The sequence below is a fragment of the Pseudonocardia halophobica genome, from assembly GCF_050948485.1.
Classification (GTDB): domain Bacteria; phylum Actinomycetota; class Actinomycetes; order Mycobacteriales; family Pseudonocardiaceae; genus Pseudonocardia; species Pseudonocardia halophobica.
Genome location: NZ_CP192046.1, coordinates 5,453,689 through 5,470,452, shown reverse-complemented (window position 1 = coordinate 5,470,452; position 16,764 = coordinate 5,453,689). Strand labels below are relative to the sequence as shown.

The 16,764-nt window shown below is 71.1% G+C and carries 15 protein-coding genes; 11 read left to right on the top strand and 4 right to left on the bottom strand.

Annotated elements, in window-relative coordinates; genetic code table 11:
* A complete protein-coding gene (locus ACQP04_RS25935; RefSeq protein ID WP_433503177.1) occupies positions 1-1,434 on the top strand; it encodes a peptidyl-prolyl cis-trans isomerase in 1,434 nt (477 codons plus the stop codon).
* Complete coding sequence (locus ACQP04_RS25930; RefSeq protein WP_433503176.1) at positions 1,431-1,646, top strand: hypothetical protein; 216 nt, start codon at positions 1,431-1,433, stop codon at positions 1,644-1,646. The genes ACQP04_RS25935 and ACQP04_RS25930 overlap by 4 nt, the downstream gene beginning before the upstream one ends.
* Before the next feature lie 10 nt (positions 1,647-1,656).
* On the opposite strand, the gene ACQP04_RS25925 is transcribed toward ACQP04_RS25930, so the two are convergent.
* Positions 1,657-2,847 (bottom strand): LuxR C-terminal-related transcriptional regulator, encoded by a 1,191-nt coding sequence (locus ACQP04_RS25925; RefSeq protein WP_433503175.1) that lies wholly within the window; start codon positions 2,845-2,847, stop codon positions 1,657-1,659.
* Positions 2,848-3,193: 346 nt separating this feature from the next.
* Here ACQP04_RS25925 and ACQP04_RS25920 point away from each other — a divergent pair, with 346 nt between their 5' ends.
* The 5 genes from ACQP04_RS25920 to ACQP04_RS25900 all read left to right on the top strand — a co-directional run bounded on the left by ACQP04_RS25920 (position 3,194) and on the right by ACQP04_RS25900 (position 8,816).
* Positions 3,194-4,525 (top strand): cytochrome P450, encoded by a 1,332-nt coding sequence (locus ACQP04_RS25920; RefSeq protein ID WP_433503174.1) that lies wholly within the window; start codon positions 3,194-3,196, stop codon positions 4,523-4,525.
* Positions 4,522-5,757 carry an NAD(P)/FAD-dependent oxidoreductase gene (locus tag ACQP04_RS25915; protein ID WP_433503173.1) on the top strand — a complete coding sequence of 412 codons (1,236 nt, stop codon included), beginning with the start codon at positions 4,522-4,524 and terminating at the stop codon, positions 5,755-5,757. Before ACQP04_RS25920 ends, ACQP04_RS25915 begins: the two co-directional genes overlap by 4 nt.
* Before the next feature lie 92 nt (positions 5,758-5,849).
* Positions 5,850-6,170, top strand: a complete 321-nt coding sequence (locus tag ACQP04_RS25910) for a 2Fe-2S iron-sulfur cluster-binding protein (protein ID WP_433503172.1) — start codon at positions 5,850-5,852, stop codon at positions 6,168-6,170.
* Positions 6,171-6,207: 37 nt separating this feature from the next.
* Entirely contained in the window at positions 6,208-7,665 is a 1,458-nt protein-coding gene (locus ACQP04_RS25905) for an aldehyde dehydrogenase (protein WP_433503171.1), read from the top strand.
* A gap of 26 nt (positions 7,666-7,691) precedes the next feature.
* Complete coding sequence (locus ACQP04_RS25900) at positions 7,692-8,816, top strand: NDMA-dependent alcohol dehydrogenase (protein WP_433503170.1); 1,125 nt, start codon at positions 7,692-7,694, stop codon at positions 8,814-8,816.
* A 92-nt stretch (positions 8,817-8,908) separates the two neighbouring features.
* Here ACQP04_RS25900 and ACQP04_RS25895 read toward each other — a convergent pair whose 3' ends face one another.
* Both ACQP04_RS25895 and ACQP04_RS25890 read right to left on the bottom strand, forming a co-directional pair.
* Entirely contained in the window at positions 8,909-9,748 is an 840-nt protein-coding gene (locus ACQP04_RS25895; RefSeq protein WP_433503169.1) for an alpha/beta fold hydrolase, read from the bottom strand.
* Positions 9,749-9,871: 123 nt separating this feature from the next.
* On the bottom strand, positions 9,872-10,600 hold the full coding sequence (locus tag ACQP04_RS25890; RefSeq protein WP_433508436.1) for a FadR/GntR family transcriptional regulator: 729 nt from the start codon (positions 10,598-10,600) through the stop codon (positions 9,872-9,874).
* A 293-nt stretch (positions 10,601-10,893) separates the two neighbouring features.
* On the opposite strand from ACQP04_RS25890, the gene ACQP04_RS25885 reads away from it, so the two are divergent.
* Genes ACQP04_RS25885 through ACQP04_RS25870 form a run of 4 tightly spaced genes read left to right on the top strand, consistent with a single transcriptional unit; the run spans position 10,894 to position 15,201 of the window.
* Entirely contained in the window at positions 10,894-12,171 is a 1,278-nt protein-coding gene (locus tag ACQP04_RS25885) for an aromatic ring-hydroxylating oxygenase subunit alpha (RefSeq protein ID WP_433503168.1), read from the top strand.
* The gene (locus ACQP04_RS25880) at positions 12,168-12,701 is read left to right on the top strand and encodes an aromatic-ring-hydroxylating dioxygenase subunit beta (RefSeq protein ID WP_433503167.1); all 534 of its coding nucleotides are present in this window, start codon (positions 12,168-12,170) and stop codon (positions 12,699-12,701) included. Before ACQP04_RS25885 ends, ACQP04_RS25880 begins: the two co-directional genes overlap by 4 nt.
* Positions 12,702-12,706: 5 nt before the next feature.
* Positions 12,707-13,465 (top strand): SDR family NAD(P)-dependent oxidoreductase, encoded by a 759-nt coding sequence (locus ACQP04_RS25875; RefSeq protein ID WP_433503166.1) that lies wholly within the window; start codon positions 12,707-12,709, stop codon positions 13,463-13,465.
* A 29-nt stretch (positions 13,466-13,494) separates the two neighbouring features.
* Complete coding sequence (locus ACQP04_RS25870) at positions 13,495-15,201, top strand: AMP-binding protein (protein ID WP_433503165.1); 1,707 nt, start codon at positions 13,495-13,497, stop codon at positions 15,199-15,201.
* Between the two features lie 352 nt (positions 15,202-15,553).
* On the opposite strand, the gene ACQP04_RS25865 is transcribed toward ACQP04_RS25870, so the two are convergent.
* The gene (locus tag ACQP04_RS25865; RefSeq protein WP_433503164.1) at positions 15,554-16,747 is read right to left on the bottom strand and encodes a TetR/AcrR family transcriptional regulator; all 1,194 of its coding nucleotides are present in this window, start codon (positions 16,745-16,747) and stop codon (positions 15,554-15,556) included.
* Between the last annotated feature and the right edge of the window lie 17 nt (positions 16,748-16,764).

Sequence of the window (16,764 nt, the reverse complement as noted above, 5' to 3'; positions counted from 1 at the left end):
GTGAACACCAGCCTGAGCCGGAACCAGACCACCACCGCCGACATGTTCGACGGTGTCGTCGACGGGCCGGTCGACGGGATGGTGGACGAGACCACTCCCACCTCGTCCACGCCCGTCGCGCCCGTCGAGCCCGTCGAGCCCGTCGAGCCCGCTGAGCCCGCTGAGTCCGCCGCGGACACCGAGGCCGAGGCCGCCGTCGAGGCGGAGTCCACCGCTGAGACCGAGCCCGAGACGGACGGCGAGCCCGCCGCGGAGTCCGCCTGCGCCGCCGACGCCGAGCCCGCCGACGCCGAGCCCGCCGCCACTGGCAAGTCCGACGCCGGATCCGAGGCCGCACAGGCGACCGGGCTCGGCGGTCGGGCGGCGGCCCTGACCGCCCGGGTCCGCGCGCTGCGGCCCCCTGCGACGCGCCGGGGTCGGATCGTGCTGGCCGCCGTGCTGGCGGTCGTGCTGCTGGCGGGTGCCGGCGGCGGAGTCTGGTGGTGGACGACCCGACTGCCCGACGGTGTGGCGTTCCGGGTGGCCGGCCAGGACGTCACCGTCGCCGACCTGGACCAGGAGGTGCAGACCCTCAGCGCCCTCTACGGCATGCAGGTGCCGGACCGCACCGCCGACCCAGGGGGCTACGACCGGTTCCGCCGCGACATGGCGAAGGCCTCGGCCATCGGCCGGGTCGTGGACGCGGCGGCCGCCGAGCAGCACGTCGTCGTACCGGACAAGCAGGTCCAGGACTTCCTCGCCCGCTACATCTCGCAGTACTTCGGCGACGGCGCCGACTCCCGGTCGAAGTTCGTCGCGGCGCTGGGGGACGCGGGCACGTCCGAGCAGGCGGTGGACCGCGAGCTCGCCCGGCAGATGGCGGCGAGCCGGCTCTTCGACCAGGTCACGAAGGACGTCCCGGCCGTCACCGACGCGGACGTGGACGCGGCGTTCGTCGAGCGCAAGGACGCCCTCGCGACCCCGGAGCGCCGCACGCTGTCCAACATCGTGGTGCCGGACGAGGCGACCGCGACGCGGCTCAAGGCCCAGATCGACGGCGGCGCCCCGTTCGCGGACGTCGCCCGGGCGAGCAGCGCGGACCAGGCCACGAAGGCACAGGGCGGCGCGATCGGCACCCTGGCGGCCGCGCAGCTCGAACAGGGCTTCGCCGACGCCGCATTCGCCGCGCCACAGGGCGGGGTCTTCGGTCCGGTGCAGACCACCCATGGCTGGAACGTCGGCGTCGTCACGGCGATCCAGCCCGGTGCCCCGGCCGACCCGGCCGCGGTCCGCGAGCCGCTCAAGGCGCAGCTGCAGGCCGAGCGGCGCAACGACGCCTGGCGCTCCTTCCTCGGCGCGCGGCTGGCCGACGCCGCCGTGCGCTACGCCGACGACTACCTGCCCGCGGACCCGGACGGGCTGCCCGAGGCGCCGACCGCGACACCCGCGGGATGACCGTCGCGCTGGTCGCCCAGCTGGTCCTCGGCGTCGGTCTCGCCCTCCTCGGATGCTGGGGGCGGTCCGGCGCCGCGGGCGTCGTGCCGCAGACGCTCCCGGACGACGAACGCGCCCGCCGGGAGCGCGTGATCCGTCGGGGCGGGATCACGTGCGTCCTGGCGGGCGCGGTGGTGGTCGTCGCGGGGGTCACGGCCTTCCTGTGGCCGTGACCCCCGGGAATTAGGAGGCACGCAGATAGCGGCTGACCGCCTCCGCCCGGTTCGCGACGGCGAGCTTGCGGAAGATGTGCTTGACGTGCGCCTTCACGGTCGCCTCGGTGATGAACAGCGCCGAGGCGATCCGCGCGTTGGAGTCGCCGTCCGCCATCCGCTCGAGGACCTCCAGCTCGCGGGAGGTGAGACCCGACAGCGCCGCCCGGCGGGCGGACGGGACGGCGGGTGCCGTCCGGGGGATGTCGGGCGTCGGTGCCGTCGACACGGCTGGCCGCTGCTGCAGGTCGCTCTCCACCATCTCGTCGACCATGTCGATGATCCCGGCGGCGCTGTCCGACAAGGTCGTGCGGATCCGCTGCAGTCGCTCGTGGTAGGCAGCCCGCTCGGCCGCGAAGCCGATGCACTCGGTGACGACGCCCAGGACCTCACGGTCGAACTCGTCCACCGTCCCGCTGTAGCAGCTCTCGTCGGCGTGCACGAACGCGACCACCGTGCGTCCGACGACGATGGGCGCCGCCACGTACGCGGTCGTCCCCGTCACCGTGATCAGCTCCCGGTGGACCCGAGGATTGCGCTGCGGGTCGGTGACGAGCATCGGCTTGCGCTTGCGCACCAGCTCGGACTCCAGGAGCGACCGGTCGATCCTCTTCGGCGTGGCACTGCCGGCCGCGACCATCACCTGGGCGAACTCGGCGTCGTCCTTCACATAGGCCGAGCGGGCGATCCACTGGCCGTCGTCGACGCGGGAGACCAGGCAGCGGTCGTAGCCGACGCGGGCGACCTCGCTCGGCGCCCGCTCCAGCAACGCAGTGATGCTGGTGGCCGAGCGCAGCCGGTCCATGACGGCGCCGACCGAAGGCAGCGCCTGGGTCCGCCGTGCCGTCTCGGCCTCGCGGATCGCGGTCCGGCACTGGCAGATCTGGATCAGGACTGCGGACAGCCTGCTCCGGTCGGTCTGGGCGAGAGTCGGGTCGGCCAGCCGGTCGACGATCGCGAGCTGAGCCGCGTCCAACGCCGCCTCGGTGGCGCGGGGGCCCGCGCCGGTGGTCGGTCCGGGCGCGAGATGGCACCCTGCGAGGGCGTCCGCCAGCTCGAGTGCGGCGCGGGCGCGGCGGAGCTCGTCGCTCAGACAGCCGACCGGACGAAACGCCTGCGCCGTGTGTGGGGCGTCCGGGTGGTCGGGAGCGGTCACAACCATCGTGTCTCCTCGTTGAGCACGGTGCCCACGGCCACGTCGCCGGAACCGGGGGCAGGATCCGAGCGCCACGCCTGCGATCGGTCCGCGAGGCGCAGCTCTGCGTGCAACATCCCTCCAACGAACCGCAGGCCGAGCGGTAACGGTCAGACCACAATCATGGTACTCCGATTGCCGAAGTTTCAGCATCGTCCCGTCGGCCACGCGAGCGGACGAGTAGCCGTGTGGAGGATGGAACTTCTCCCTGGGAGCGATGTGCACCACACGGAGCGCCGACAGCATGTGCTCGACCAGCAACGACGCATGTGTTCGGGCCCAGCGCCCGGCCCGGACCTCCCCGGAGGACTTCGTGACCACCACCGAGCAGACCGCTGCGCCCGCGCAGACCGTCCCGGACGAGATCGCCCGTCAGATCGTGCTGCCCGAGGGGCACCGCGACGAGGTGAAGCTGTTCGAGGCCTACGCCTGGCTGCGGAACCACAACCCGCTGGCGAAGGTCGAGGTCGAGGGCTACGACCCGCTGTGGCTGGTCTCGAAGCACGCCCACATCATGGAGATCGAGCGGCAGCCGGCGATCTTCTCCAACGGCGGCGGCGACGAGCCGGGTAGCCACAACCCGATCCTCACCAACCAGGCCGGCGACGCGTTCACCAAGAGCCTGACCGGCGGCAGCCTCCGCGTGCTCGAGGCCCTGCCCTACATCGATCCGCCTGAGCACACCGAGATCAAGGACGTCGCGAACGACTGGTTCCGGCCGGCGAACCTCAAGAAGTGGGAGGACACGATCCGGCAGCTCGCCCGCGAGGCGATCGACAAGTACCTGAAGCCGGGTGTGAACGAGATCGACCTGGTCAAGGACTTCTCGCTGTTCTTCCCGCTGCACGTGATCATGAGTCTCTTCGGTGTCCCCGAGGAGGACGAGCCGCGCATGATGGTCCTGACCCAGGAGTTCTTCGGCACCGCGGACCCGGACACCGCCCGGGCGGACGTGGAGCCGCTCTCGCCCGAGGCCGCCGCTCAGCAGTGGGCCGCCGCGATCGCGGACTTCAACGCCTACTTCGACGCCCTGGTCGAGGCCCGCCGGGCCGAGCCGCGGGACGACCTCGCGACGATCATCGCGAACGGGCGCAAGCAGGACGGGACCCTGTTCGACAAGACCAAGGCCTACGGCTGGTTCATCACCATCGCCACTGCCGGCCACGACACCACCTCGTCGACCCTCGCGGGGACCCTCGAGGGCCTGGCGCACAACCCCGAGCAGCTGAAGGCGCTGCAGGCGGACCCCTCGCGGATCTCGGACCTGGTCAACGAGGGCCTGCGCTGGGCCTCTCCGGTGAAGCACTTCATGCGCCGCGCGGAGCAGGACTACGTGCTCGACGGCCGCCAGATCCGTAAGGGCGACCGGTTCATGCTGCTCTACCAGTCCGGCAACCGCGACGAGGACGTCTTCGTCGACCCGAACTCGTTCGACTTCGCCCGCAAGCCGAACAAGCAGATCTCCTTCGGCTACGGCGCACACATGTGCCTCGGCCAGCACCTCGCGAAGCAGGAGCTGCGGATCATGTTCGAGGAGTTGCTCCCGCGGCTGCGCTCCATCGAGGTCGTGGGCGAGCGCAAGGTCGTGCAGACCAACTTCGTCGGTGGGCTGAAGAACCTGCCGGTTCGGCTGGACCTGGCGTGAGCACCGAGCCCGCCGGACTGGCCGCACGAGTGGTGGTGGTCGGCGCCGGTCACGCCGCCGCCACCCTCGTCGGTCTGCTCCGGCAGGCCGGTCACACCGGCGAGATCGTGCTCGTCGGGGACGAGCTGGACCACCCGTACCAGCGACCTCCGCTGTCGAAGAAGTTCGCCGAGGGCGAGCTCGAGCAGTGGATCCGCCCCGTCGAGTTCTATGCCGAGCAGGGCGTGACGGTTCGGCTCGGGGAGCGGGCGACAGCGATCGACGTCGCGGCCCGCGTGCTCACGCTGCAGGGCGGCGACACGGTCGACTACGACGTCCTGGTCCTCGCCACCGGTGCCCGGCCCCGCCCGCTGCCGGTTCCCGGCGCGGACCTGTCCGGGGTCGGCGCGCTGCGCACCCTCGGTGACGCCCGCGTGCTGCGGAAGTGGCTGGACGAGGAGCGCAGGCTGGTCGTGGTCGGCGGCGGCTACATCGGGCTCGAGGTCGCCGCGGTCGTCCGCTCGCGCGGTTCGGCCGCGACGGTGCTCGAGCGGGAGGATCGGTTGCTCGCTCGGGTCGCCAGCCCCGAACTGTCGGCGATCATGGCGGAGCGGCACGGCGCCGCGGGAACCGAGATCCGGACCGGCGCTCAGGTCGTCGGGATCGAGGGGGACGCGGGCCAGGTGCGGCAGGTCGTCCTGGCCGACGGCTCGACGCTCGACGCCGACGCGGTCCTGGTCGGGGTCGGCGCGATCCCCAACGCCTCGCTCGCCGAGGAGGCCGGGATCGGGTGCGAGGGCGGCGGCATCGTCGTCGACGAGACGGCACGGACCGACGTCGACGGGATCCTCGCGATCGGCGACGTGACCGTCCGCCCGATCGCCGGACTGCCCGGCCGCCGGCGGCTGGAGAGCATCCCGAGCGCGACCGAGCAGGCGAAGCAGGCCGTAGCCACCATCCACGGCACCGCGCAGCCCGCCCCCGAGGTGCCATGGTTCTGGTCGGACCAGTTCGACCTCAAGCTCAAGATCGCCGGCATCGTGGCGCCAGGGCAGCAGACGGTGCTCCGCGGCGATTCCTCGACCGGTCGGTTCGCCCTGTTCCACCTCGTCGACGGCGTGCCCGTGGCCGTCGAGTCGGCCAACGCCGCGCCCGAGTTCATGGCGGGCAAGAAGTGGATCTCGGCAGGCACGCGGGTCGACCCGGAGCGGCTCGCCGACCCGGGCTCCCAGCCCCGCGACGCCGTCGTCTGACCGAGGCCCGACACGGGCCCGAGCACGGCCCGACGCACCACCCCCCACCCCGAGGCGACGACACCCGTCGTCCGAAACACACCGGAGCACCCATGCCCAAGATCACCTACGTCGTCCCGGACGGTAGTAACCACGTCGTCGACGTCCCCGTCGGCCAGAGCGTGATGGACGGGTCCGTCCGCAACAACCTGCCGGGGATCGTCGCCGAGTGCGGCGGCAGCTGCTCCTGCGCGACCTGCCACGTGCACGTCGACGAGGAGTTCGCGGCGCTGTTCGGCGAGGTCACGGACGAGGAGAAGGAGCTCCTGGAGTACGCGGAGGACGTCTGCGACCGGTCCCGGCTGTCGTGCCAGCTGATCGTGACGGCCGACTGCGAGGGGGCGCGGGTCAGCGTCCCCGACTCCAACGGCTGAACCCACCCCTGGCCCATCGAGAGAGGAACCGGTCGACGTGACGATCGACTACACCCAGCTGTACATCGACGGCGGCTGGGCGGACCCGTCCAGCTCCGCCACCATCGCCGTCCATTCGGCGACCACCGAGGAGCTCATCGGCAGCGTTCCCGAAGCCGCGGAGCGCGACGTCGACGACGCCGTGGCCGCCGCCCGGCGCGCCTTCGACGCCCCGGACGGCTGGGGGACCTGGGAGCCGGCCCGCCGGCAGCAGGCGCTGGAGCGCTTCGCCCAGGCGCTGGAGAAGCGGGGCGAGGAGACCGCCCGCCGTGTGACCCTGCAGAACGGCATGCCGATCTGGCTCGCCCAGCAGTTCGAGGCCGGGATCCCGGCCCTGCTGCTCCGCTTCTACGCGGGCATGATGGCCGAGGCCCCGCAGGAGGAGACCCGCCCCGGCGTCGTTGCCGGCGGGTCGCGGGTCATCAAGGAACCACTCGGGGTCGTGGCGGCGATCGTGCCGTGGAACGTCCCGCAGGCGATCACCTTCCTTAAGCTGGCCCCGGCGCTCGCCGCCGGCAACACGGTCGTGCTGAAGCCGGCCCCCGAGACCGTGCTCGACGCCCAGCTCATGGCCGAGGCCGCCATCGAGGCCGAGCTGCCCCCGGGCGTGCTCAACGTGGTGCCCGCGGGCCGCGAGGTCGGCGCCTACCTGGTGGAGCACCCGGGCGTGGACAAGGTGTCGTTCACCGGTTCCACCGCCGCGGGCCGCAGCATCGCCGAGACCTGCGGCCGGCTGCTGCGCCCGGTCACGCTCGAGCTGGGCGGCAAGTCCGCGGCGATCGTGCTCGACGACGCGAACCTGGCCTCGACGATCGAGAGCTTCTTCGCCACGACCCTGCTCAACAACGGCCAGATCTGCTGGCTGTCCACCCGGGTGCTGGCCCCGCGTTCGCGCTACCAGGAGGTCGTCGACACCATCAGTGGGCTGGCGGGCGCGCTGACCATCGGCGACCCGCTCGAGTCGACCACGCAGATCGGCCCGCTCGTCTCCTCCCGCCAGCGCGACCGCGTCGAGTCCTACATTGCGAAGGGCTCGGCCGAGGGCGCCCGGCTGACCGTCGGCGGCGGCCGTCCGGACCGCGACAAGGGCTGGTTCGTGCAGCCGACCGTGTTCGCGGACGTCGACAACAACCACACCATCGCCCAGGAGGAGATCTTCGGGCCGGTGCTGTCGGTGATCCCCTACGGCGACGAGGACGAGGCCGTCGCGCTGGCCAACGCCAGCGACTTCGGTCTGGGCGGTTCGGTCTGGACCGCCGACCCGGAGCGGGGTGAGAAGGTCGCCCGCCGCGTGCGGACGGGCACGATCGGGATCAACAGCTACGTCAACGAGCCGAACGCACCGTTCGGCGGGGTCAAGGCCAGCGGCATCGGCCGCGAGATGGGGCCGGAGGCACTCGCCTCCTACCAGCAGGTCAAGACCGTCTACCTCCAGCCGCCGGCCCCCTCGGCCTGACGGACCCCCGACAAGGAGATCAATCCATGCCCATCACGAGTCGCGCCGCGGTGATCCGCGAGGCCCCCGGCAAGTTCGAGATCACCGAGGTGCAGGTCGACGACCCGCGCCAGAACGAGATCCGGATCAAGATGGTGGCGTCGGGCCTGTGCCACTCCGACGACCACGTGGTCACCGGCGATCTCCCGGTCGCCGTCTACCCCGTGTGCGGCGGCCACGAGGGCGCCGGCATCGTCGAGTCCGTCGGCCCCAACACCCCGGGGTTCGCCCCGGGCGACAAGGTCGTCTTCTCGTTCCTGCCGGCTTGCGGCAAGTGCCGCTGGTGCTCGAGCGGTCACCAGAACCTGTGCGACCTCGGTGCCACGGTCCTGGTCGGGTCGCGCTGGGAGGATCCGACGAGCTTCCGATTGAAGCTGGAGGACGGGTCGCCGGTCGCGCAGTTCCTCGGCATCTCGACCTTCTCCGAGTACACCACCGTCTCGGTGGACTCGGCGATCAAGGTCGCGGACGACACCCCGCTCGAGAAGGCGTGCCTGCTCGGCTGCGCCGCGGGCACCGGCTGGGGCTCGGCGGTGAACAGCGGCGACGTGAAGCCGGGTGACACCGTCCTCATCCTCGGCGTGGGTGGCATCGGCACCATGGCGGTCCAGGGTGCGGCGCACGCCGGTGCGGCCAACGTCATCGTCGTGGACCCGGTCGCGTTCAAGCGCGAGCACGCGCAGGAGCTGGGGGCCACGCACGCCGTCGCCACCGCCGAGGAGGCGGCGGAGCTCGCCCAGAGCTTCACCAACGGCCAGGGTGCGGACGTCTCGATCGTGACCACCGGCGTGATCAGCGGCGAGCACGTCGCCCAGGCGTTCGCCGCGACCCGCAAGGCGGGCACCGTCGTCGTCACCGCGCTCGGCAAGGCCACGGACGTGGGCGTGCCGATCTCGCTGCTCGAGCTGACCATGTACGAGAAGACGGTCAAGGGTTCGCTCTTCGGCTCCTCGAACCCTCGGGCGGACATCCCGCGGTTGCTGGAGCTGTACCGGAACGGCTACCTCAAGCTCGACGAGGTGATCACGACCGAGTACTCGCTCGACGAGATCAACCAGGGCTACGAGGACATGCACGCCGGCAAGAACATCCGCGGCGTCATCCGGTTCTGACTCCGAACCGGGCCGCGGGGTGGGGAAGGGCGGGTGCGCCGGAGCTGGGAGCCCGGGGCACCCGCCCGTCCCGTCAGTACAGGGAGCGGACGTCAGTAGTGCCGCAGGAAGCCCGCGACCAGCTCGGTGAACTCGGCGGCCCGCTCGATCTGGGTCCAGTGGCCGCAGCGGGCGAAGACGTGGAGGTCGGCGTCCGGCAGCAGGTTCACCATCGTCCACGAGACCTCGGGCGGCACGACCTTGTCCTCGCGACCGTGAACCAGCAGGGAGGGCGTCCGGATCGAACGGACCTGCTCCTCGGTGATGCCCAACTCGTTGCCCTTGTGTCGCGGGTCGAAGAACATCGCCCGGTACGCGTCCCAGGACTCGACGCTCGCCTCGTAGCGGATCCGGACGAGCTCGTCGGTGATGATCGACGGGTCCACCGCGAAGTAGTCGAGCAGCAGGGCCCGCATGTTCTCCGGCGACGGGTCGTAGGACCGCAGGGCCTTCAACCCCTCGGTCACGGTCATCCCGACGCCGGGGGAGCCCATGAGCACCATGCGCCGGATCCGGTCGGGGTGGCGTTCGGCGAGATCGAGCGACATCCGGCCGCCGAGGGAGTTCCCCACCAGCGACACCTGCTCGAGGCCGAGTGCGTCGAGGAAGCCGAGGATGTGGTCGGACCACGTCCGCAGCGAGTAGACGACGTCGTCCGGGCGCGACGTCGCGCCGTAGCCGACGGTGTCCGGGGCGAGCACGCGGAACTCGCGGGACAGCCCCGGGATGGTGTGCTGCCAGTTCGCCCACGCCGAGACGCCCGGACCGGAACCGTGCAGCAGGACGACGGGATCGCCCTGGCCCGCATCGAGATAGTGGGTGTCGATCGGCTCGGCCGTGAGGCCGCGCACGGCGACCCGGTGCCCGCGGGCGAGTTCGGTGGTGACGGTCATGGGTTCTCCTGCCTGACGACGGCGTGGCGTGGTACCGCGCCGACGTCTCCGGAGCCACCGTCGGGCTTCCGGCGTGCGGCGCCGGCGCCGCGCACCGATGCTAGGGAAACATGTATGCAGGTTTCAAGACAATACGACCGCGTCGTCGTTCTGGACCGGGGAGCGGGAGGGGTCCGTGGCCCGCACCAGATCCTGGCGGTGCAGGACCATGGCCTTCTCGAGCGCCTCCCTGTTGCCGTCCCGGATCGCGGCCACGATCTCGGCGTGCACGGCGACGTTGTGCTCGTACATCTCCTCGTGGCCGGGCAGCAGCTCGGCGCGGGTGAGGCTGCCGCTGATGATCGCGGCCAGGGCCTCGTACATGCCGGCGAGCACCGGCACTCGAGCCGCGCGCGCGATGGCGAGATGCAGCCGGAGGTTCGCGTCGAGGTAGGCGCGCGGCTCGTTCGCGGCGCGCATCTCCTCCAGGGCCCACTCCATGTCCCGCACGTCCCGGGGTCCTGCGCGGTCGACGGCCACGGACGTCAAGGTGTCCTCGAGGTGCGTCCGGGCCTCGAACAGGTCGAGCGGGTCCGTCCCGGTGCCGGAGAACCAGAGGTCCAGCGCGCCGAGCCGGACCTGCGGCGGCACACTGGCGACGAAGATGCCGCCGCCGGGCCCGGGGCGTACGGTGACGAGCCCGCGGTCCCGCAGGATCCGGAGCGTCTCGTTGCAGACCGTCGGGCTGATGCCGAAGCGTTCCATCAGGTCGGTCCGGCGGCCGAGGGACGTGCCGACCGGCGTGCGGGCGGCCAGGAGCTCGTTCTCCAGCTCCGAGGCCACCTGTTGGGCGCGCGAGAGGTTCTCGGGCATCTTCACGTCCGTCCTGCGCCCGATCCGGGTACTGCAATTCCCCGCCGGCGAACCGGTGACCAGGCGCGATGTCGTCGGCATCGTCGGGTCGGCGGTGACCTGGCCGATAATAGCTGCAGATTGGACGGATCCGGAGGCTCGCGCAGGCCTCGTCCGGCGAGGTTCCGGTGGATGGGACGGAGCGGTCGAAGACCCCCGCTCGTCGTCTTGAATCATGTGTGCAGGATTGCTACGTTGCGTGCGTCGTCGGCCACCGACGCACCTGGACATCGCTGTCGAGGAGTCAGACTCTCATGACGATCACGAATGACCCTGTGCTCGGGGCGCCGCCGTCCGGCCCACTCGTGGAGGAGGACCGCGCCGGCCACCGTTTCCGGGTGCACCGCTCCACGATGACGAGCCCGGAGATCTACGCGATGGAGCTCGAGAAGGTCTTCGGGCACAGCTGGCTCTACGTCGGCCACGAGTCGGAGATCCGCAACAAGGGCGACTTCGTACGGCGTCCGGTGGGCAATCGCCAGGTGTTCATGGTGCGCGGCCGCTCCGGCCAGGTGAACGTGTTCCACAACAGCTGCACCCACCGCGGGGCGATGGTGTGTCGCCAGGAGCGGGGGACCGCCAAGGTCTTCTCGTGCTTCTACCACGCCTGGTCGTTCAACACGGACGGTGACCTCGTCGGCGTCCCGGACCGGGACGCCTACGGCAACGGGCTGGACTTCTCCCAGCTCGGCCTCAGGTCCGTCGCCCGGGTGGAGAGCTACCGCGGCTTCGTCTTCCTCAGCTACGACCCGGACATCATCGGTCTCGAGGAGTACCTCGCGGACGCGAAGGAGTACCTCGACCTCGTCATCGACGCGACCGAGGACGCCGAGATCATCTCCGGCACCAACGAGTACGCGATCAACGCGAACTGGAAGCTGCTGGCCGAGAACAGCATCGACGGCTACCACGCCGTCTCCACGCACGACACCTACTTCAAGTACCTGGTGGCGCTGGGCACGGACCTGCAGGGCGGGGTGAAGGGCACGGCCAAGGCACTCGGCAACGGGCACGCGGTGCTGGAGTACGCCGCGCCATGGGGACGCCCGGTGGCGAAGTGGGAGCCGCTGTTCGGCGAGGACTCGCGCGAGGAGATCGGCAGGCTACGGGCCGACCTCGTGGAGAAGCACGGCGAGGAGCGCGCGTCGCGGATGGCGGACACCAACCGCAATCTGCTGATCTACCCGAACCTCGTGATCAACGACATCATGGCGATCACCGTCCGCACGTTCATGCCCCAGTCGCCGGACCGCATGGAGGTCACCGCCTGGGAGCTGGCACCGAGCCAGGAGCTGCCGCAGCTGCGGCAGCGCCGCCTGGACAGCTTCCTGACGTTCCTCGGCCCGGGAGGGTTCGCGACGCCGGACGACATCGAGGCCCTCGAGTCCTGCCAGACCGGCTTCCACAGCCACGGGCCCGAGTACAACGACATCTCCCGCGGCATGGCGCGCGAGCCCGAGGCCAACGACGAGGAGCAGATGCGCGCGTTCTGGCGCCGGTGGAACGAGCAGATGATGGGAGACGCGCGATGAGCACCCCCACGGTGGACCGCCCCGCTGTGGGCCCGCAGGTCGCCGACCTTGCTTCCGTCACGAGAGGGGACGTCGAGGAGTTCCTCTACACCGAGGCCGAGCTCCTCGACGACTGGGACCTCGACTCCTGGATCACGATGTATACCGAGGACTGCCGGTACGTGATCCCGTGCAACGACACCCCCGAGGGCGACCCCAGCCGCGACCTCGTCCTGATCGACGACAACCGCCTGCGGCTGTCGTGCCGGGTAGACCGGCTGAACTCGCGCCGGGCGCACCGCGAGTACCCGCACTCCGCGACGAGCCACCAGGTGACCAACGTCCGGGTCCGGCCGGTCGACGGGGACGAGCTGCCCGTCGTCGCGGAGTTCGTCGTCTGGCGCTTCCGCGGGGAACGGCACACCGTCTACTCGGGCCGCTACCACTACCGGCTCCGCGTGGTGGACGGCCACCTGAAGATCGCGTCGAAGCGGTGCACGCTGCGGATGGGCAGTCTGCGTCAGGTGTCCGACGTCGCCATCATCCTGTGAGCGGGGTGCTCGGGGGTAGGGCCGTCGTCGTCACCGGCGGGGCCACCGGGATCGGTCTGGCGATCACCCGGCGAATGCTCGCCGACGGCGCCTCCGTCCTGGTGGGGGCGCTCAGCGAGGACGAGGCGAAGCGTGCCGCCGGCGCGCTCGACGCGGACGTCGTCACGTTCGTCGGGAACCTCGCCGAGCCCGGTGTGGCCGACGACCTGCTGGCCGCCGCGGTCGACACGTTCGGCGGTGTCTACGCGCTGGTGAACAACGCCGGAGGCGGCGTCATCCGGCCGACCCTCGAGCACACGGAGGAGACCCTCCGCGCCACGATCGACAACAACCTCTGGACGACCCTGCGCGCCAGCCTCGCCTTCCTGCCCCACCTCGTGGCGCAGGGGGGCGGGCGGATCGTGAACATCGGCGCCGAGTCCGTGCGCAACGGGCTGACCGCGCACGCCGTCTACAACGCCGCCAAGGGCGGGGTGCACGCCCTCGCCGTGGGGCTGGCCCGCGAGTTCGCGCACGCCGGCGTCTCGGTCAACACCGTCGCCCCGTCCTACACCCTCACCCCGGAGCTCGCCGCCGCCATCGAGGCCGGCGAGCTGCCCACCGTGCTGGAACCTGTCGTCAGCGATGCTGTGGACCTCATCCCGATGGGGCGACCCGCGGATCCGGACGAGGTCGCCGGCGCGGTCGCCTACCTCCTCCGACCCGAGGCGGGCTTCGTGACCGGCCAGACGATCAGCGTCAACGGCGGCAGCAGCATGGCGTGACCCGCCCTCCCCGAAAGGAACACGTCTCCGTGACCACCACGACCGAGCGGTACCGCGCCGCTCGCGACCTGCTCCAGACCCTGTCCGCCGACTACGCGAAGGCCGTGGCCGAGTTCGAGTGGCCGGACCTCGGGGACCGGTTCAACTGGGCGATCGACTGGTTCGACGCCGTCGGGCGCGGGGTGGACCGCACGGCCCTCTGGATCGTGGAGGAGGACGGGTCGGAGGCGAAGTACTCCTTCGACGAGATGGCGCGGCGGTCGGACCAGGCCGCGGCGCACCTCGCCGCGCACGGTGTGGGCCGTGGGGATCGTGTGTTGATCATGTTGAACAACCAGGTCGAGCTGTGGGAGGCGATGCTCGCGGTCATGAAGCTGGGGGCAGTCATCCTGCCCACGACGACCGCGTTGGGCCCGACCGAGCTGGTGGACCGGATCGAGCGGGGTGGGGCGAAGCACGTCCTGGTCAACACCGTCGACGCCGGGAAGTTCGACGAGGTACCGGGGGAGTACGGGCGGTTCGTCGTCGGCGACGCGCCCGGCGGGTGGGTGTCCTACCGGAAGGCCTACGACCTCGATGTTCCGCCTGCCGAGCATCCGGGAACCGCGCCGTCAGACCCGCAGTTGCTGTACTTCACCTCCGGCACCACCTCGCGGCCGAAGCTGGTGGAGCACACTCAGGTGTCGTATCCGGTGGGGCACCTGGCCACCTCGTTCTGGGTCGCGGCGAGGCCCGGTGACGTGCACTTGAACATCTCCTCGCCCGGCTGGGCCAAGCACGCCTGGTCGTGTTTCTTCGCGCCGTGGATCGCCGAGGCGACGATCTTCGTCTACAACTACTCGCGGTTCGACGCCGCGGCGCTGCTGGGGCAGATCCGGCGGGCGGGGGTGAACACGTTCTGCGCGCCGCCGACGGTGTGGCGGATGCTGATCAAGGCCGATCTGTCCGGTGGGCCGGGCGAGCTTCGGCAGTTGATGTCGGCGGGCGAGCCGCTCAACCCCGAGGTCATGGAGCAGGTCGAGAAGGCCTGGGGCCTCACGATTCGAGACGGCTTCGGACAGACCGAGCTCCCGCTGGCGATCGGGAACGTGCCCGGTATGCCGGTCAAGCCGGGCTCGATGGGGCTGCCGTTGCCGGGCGTGCCGATCGTGCTCGTCGACCCGCTGACCGGGCAGCCAGCGGACGAGGGCGAGATCTGCGTGGACCTGTCCAGGCGGCCGATGTCGCTTATGACCGGCTACCAGAGCGACCCCGAACGCAACGCCGAGGCCATGGCGGGGGGTTACTACCACACTGGCGACGTCGCCTCGCGAGACTCCGACGGCTACATCTTCTACATCGGGCGCACGGACGACGTGTTCAAGGCGTCGGACTACAAGATCTCCCCGTTCGAGCTCGAGTCGGTCCTGATCGAGCATCCCGCCGTCGCCGAGGCCGCCGTCGTGCCGGCGCCAGACGAGGTGCGGTTGGCGGTGCCGAAGGCCTACATCGCCCTCGCCGCCGGGTACGAACCGAATGAGCGGACGGCGTTCGAGATCCTCAAGCACGCGCGTGAGGGGTTGGCGCCGTACCAGCGGGTGCGGCGGATCGAGTTCTTCGAGCTGCCCAAGACGATCTCGGGGAAGATCCGCCGGGTGGACCTGCGCGGGCGCGAGGAGCAGGCGGCCAGGGGGGAGACCACGGTGACCGAGTACCGCGACGACCAGTTCCCCGAACTCCGGGGCGGGACGGCCTGACATCCCGTCTCCTCTCCATCCCCGATCGCGACCGAGGGAACGGACGTTCGGGGTCGGCGACGGCCGGCGGACGTTCGTGCAGGCTTCCCACGGCTCGCCCGCCCTACATCGCTCTCGGCGTGGCCAAGGTCGACTCACTGCGGTTCGGCCAACCCCGCAGGGCCGCGGCGGCGTGGGAACGATGCGAGTGCGCGCGGAACTGGGAGGTGGAGCCCGGCGAAACGTCGTGAGGGCACCCGTCGCCGTGCGACGCGCTCGGGTGCCGCCCACAGGGAGGGCCGGCGAGGGTGAACCGAACGTTACCGGCGGATGGCCGGCGCCGTTTCCTCCTCCGGTGGTCACGGCAGGGCGGTCAGGTGCGGTGCAGGAGTCCGCTGGTCAGCTGGGCGTAGGCGGCGGCGACATGGGCCGCGGGCCACGGGCCGTCGGGTCGGTACCAGGTCGACACCGCATTGGCGGCGCCGAGGGCGAACCGCACGGTGGCGCCCGTTCCCGCGCCCGCGGTGATCTCGCCTGCCGCACAGGCCTGCTCGAACAGCCTCGCCGCGAAGCGTTCGAGCCCCCGCCGGCGCTCCGCGACCAGCGCGCGGTTCGCCCCGGTGAGGAAAGGCCACTCGCGGAAGAGGACCACGGCCTGGTCGAGGTTGTCGAGGAACCAGCCGACCTGGAGCCGCACCAGGGCGCACAGTTGCTCCGCCGGCAAGGCGTCGAGCTGGGCGACGGTGCCGACGATCGTCGTCAGCTCGAGGTGGGCGGCCTCGAAGATCCGCATGAGCAGTTCGTCCTTGGACTGCACGTAGTGGTAGATGCTGCCCTTGAGGACCCCCGCCTCGCCGGCGACGTCCTGGATGGTCGTCGCGGCGAAGCCCTTGCGGCGGACGGTGCGCAGGGCGGCGTCGTCGATGGCGTCGCGTCGGGACAGCGGCGCGCGGACGCCGGCAGACCGGTCCGAGCGCGGTCCGGCGACGGGGACGGGCCCGGTCGAGCTCGGTGCGCCGGCGACGAGCGCACAGCCCAGGTCGGCGAGCCGCTTCCCGAATGCTGGCAGTGGATCCGGCCCGGCCTCCCGGTACCAGTCCAGCGTGGAGTGCAGGGCGCCCTTCAGATAGGTCGCCACCATCGTCGCGTCGACGCCCTCGCGCGCGGCCTCGCGGACCAACTCCGTCGGGACGTGCCTGCGGATCCGCCTGCGCTCCAGGTCGGCGGTGCGGTGTGGCTCGCTGAGGTGCACCCACTCCCGGGCGAAGACGGCTGAGAGCTCCCGGTGACCGAGCATCGTGACGACGTAGCGGCGCACGTACTCACGGAGCCGGTCCTCGGGGCCGGATGCGAGCGCCGCGACGTGGTCCAGGACCTCCTCCCGCAGGGCGTGGCCCTGGGTGAGGCAGCCGACGAGCAGCTCCTCCTTTGATCGGAAGTGCTTGTACACACTGGACTTCTGGATCCCGACCGCCTCCGCGACGTCCTGCACCGCTGTCGCGTTGTAGCCACGGGCGGCGAAGACCGAGGCAGCCGCCGCCAGCAGCCGTTCCCGCGTGTCCGCCATCGCCCGCTCTCTCCGTC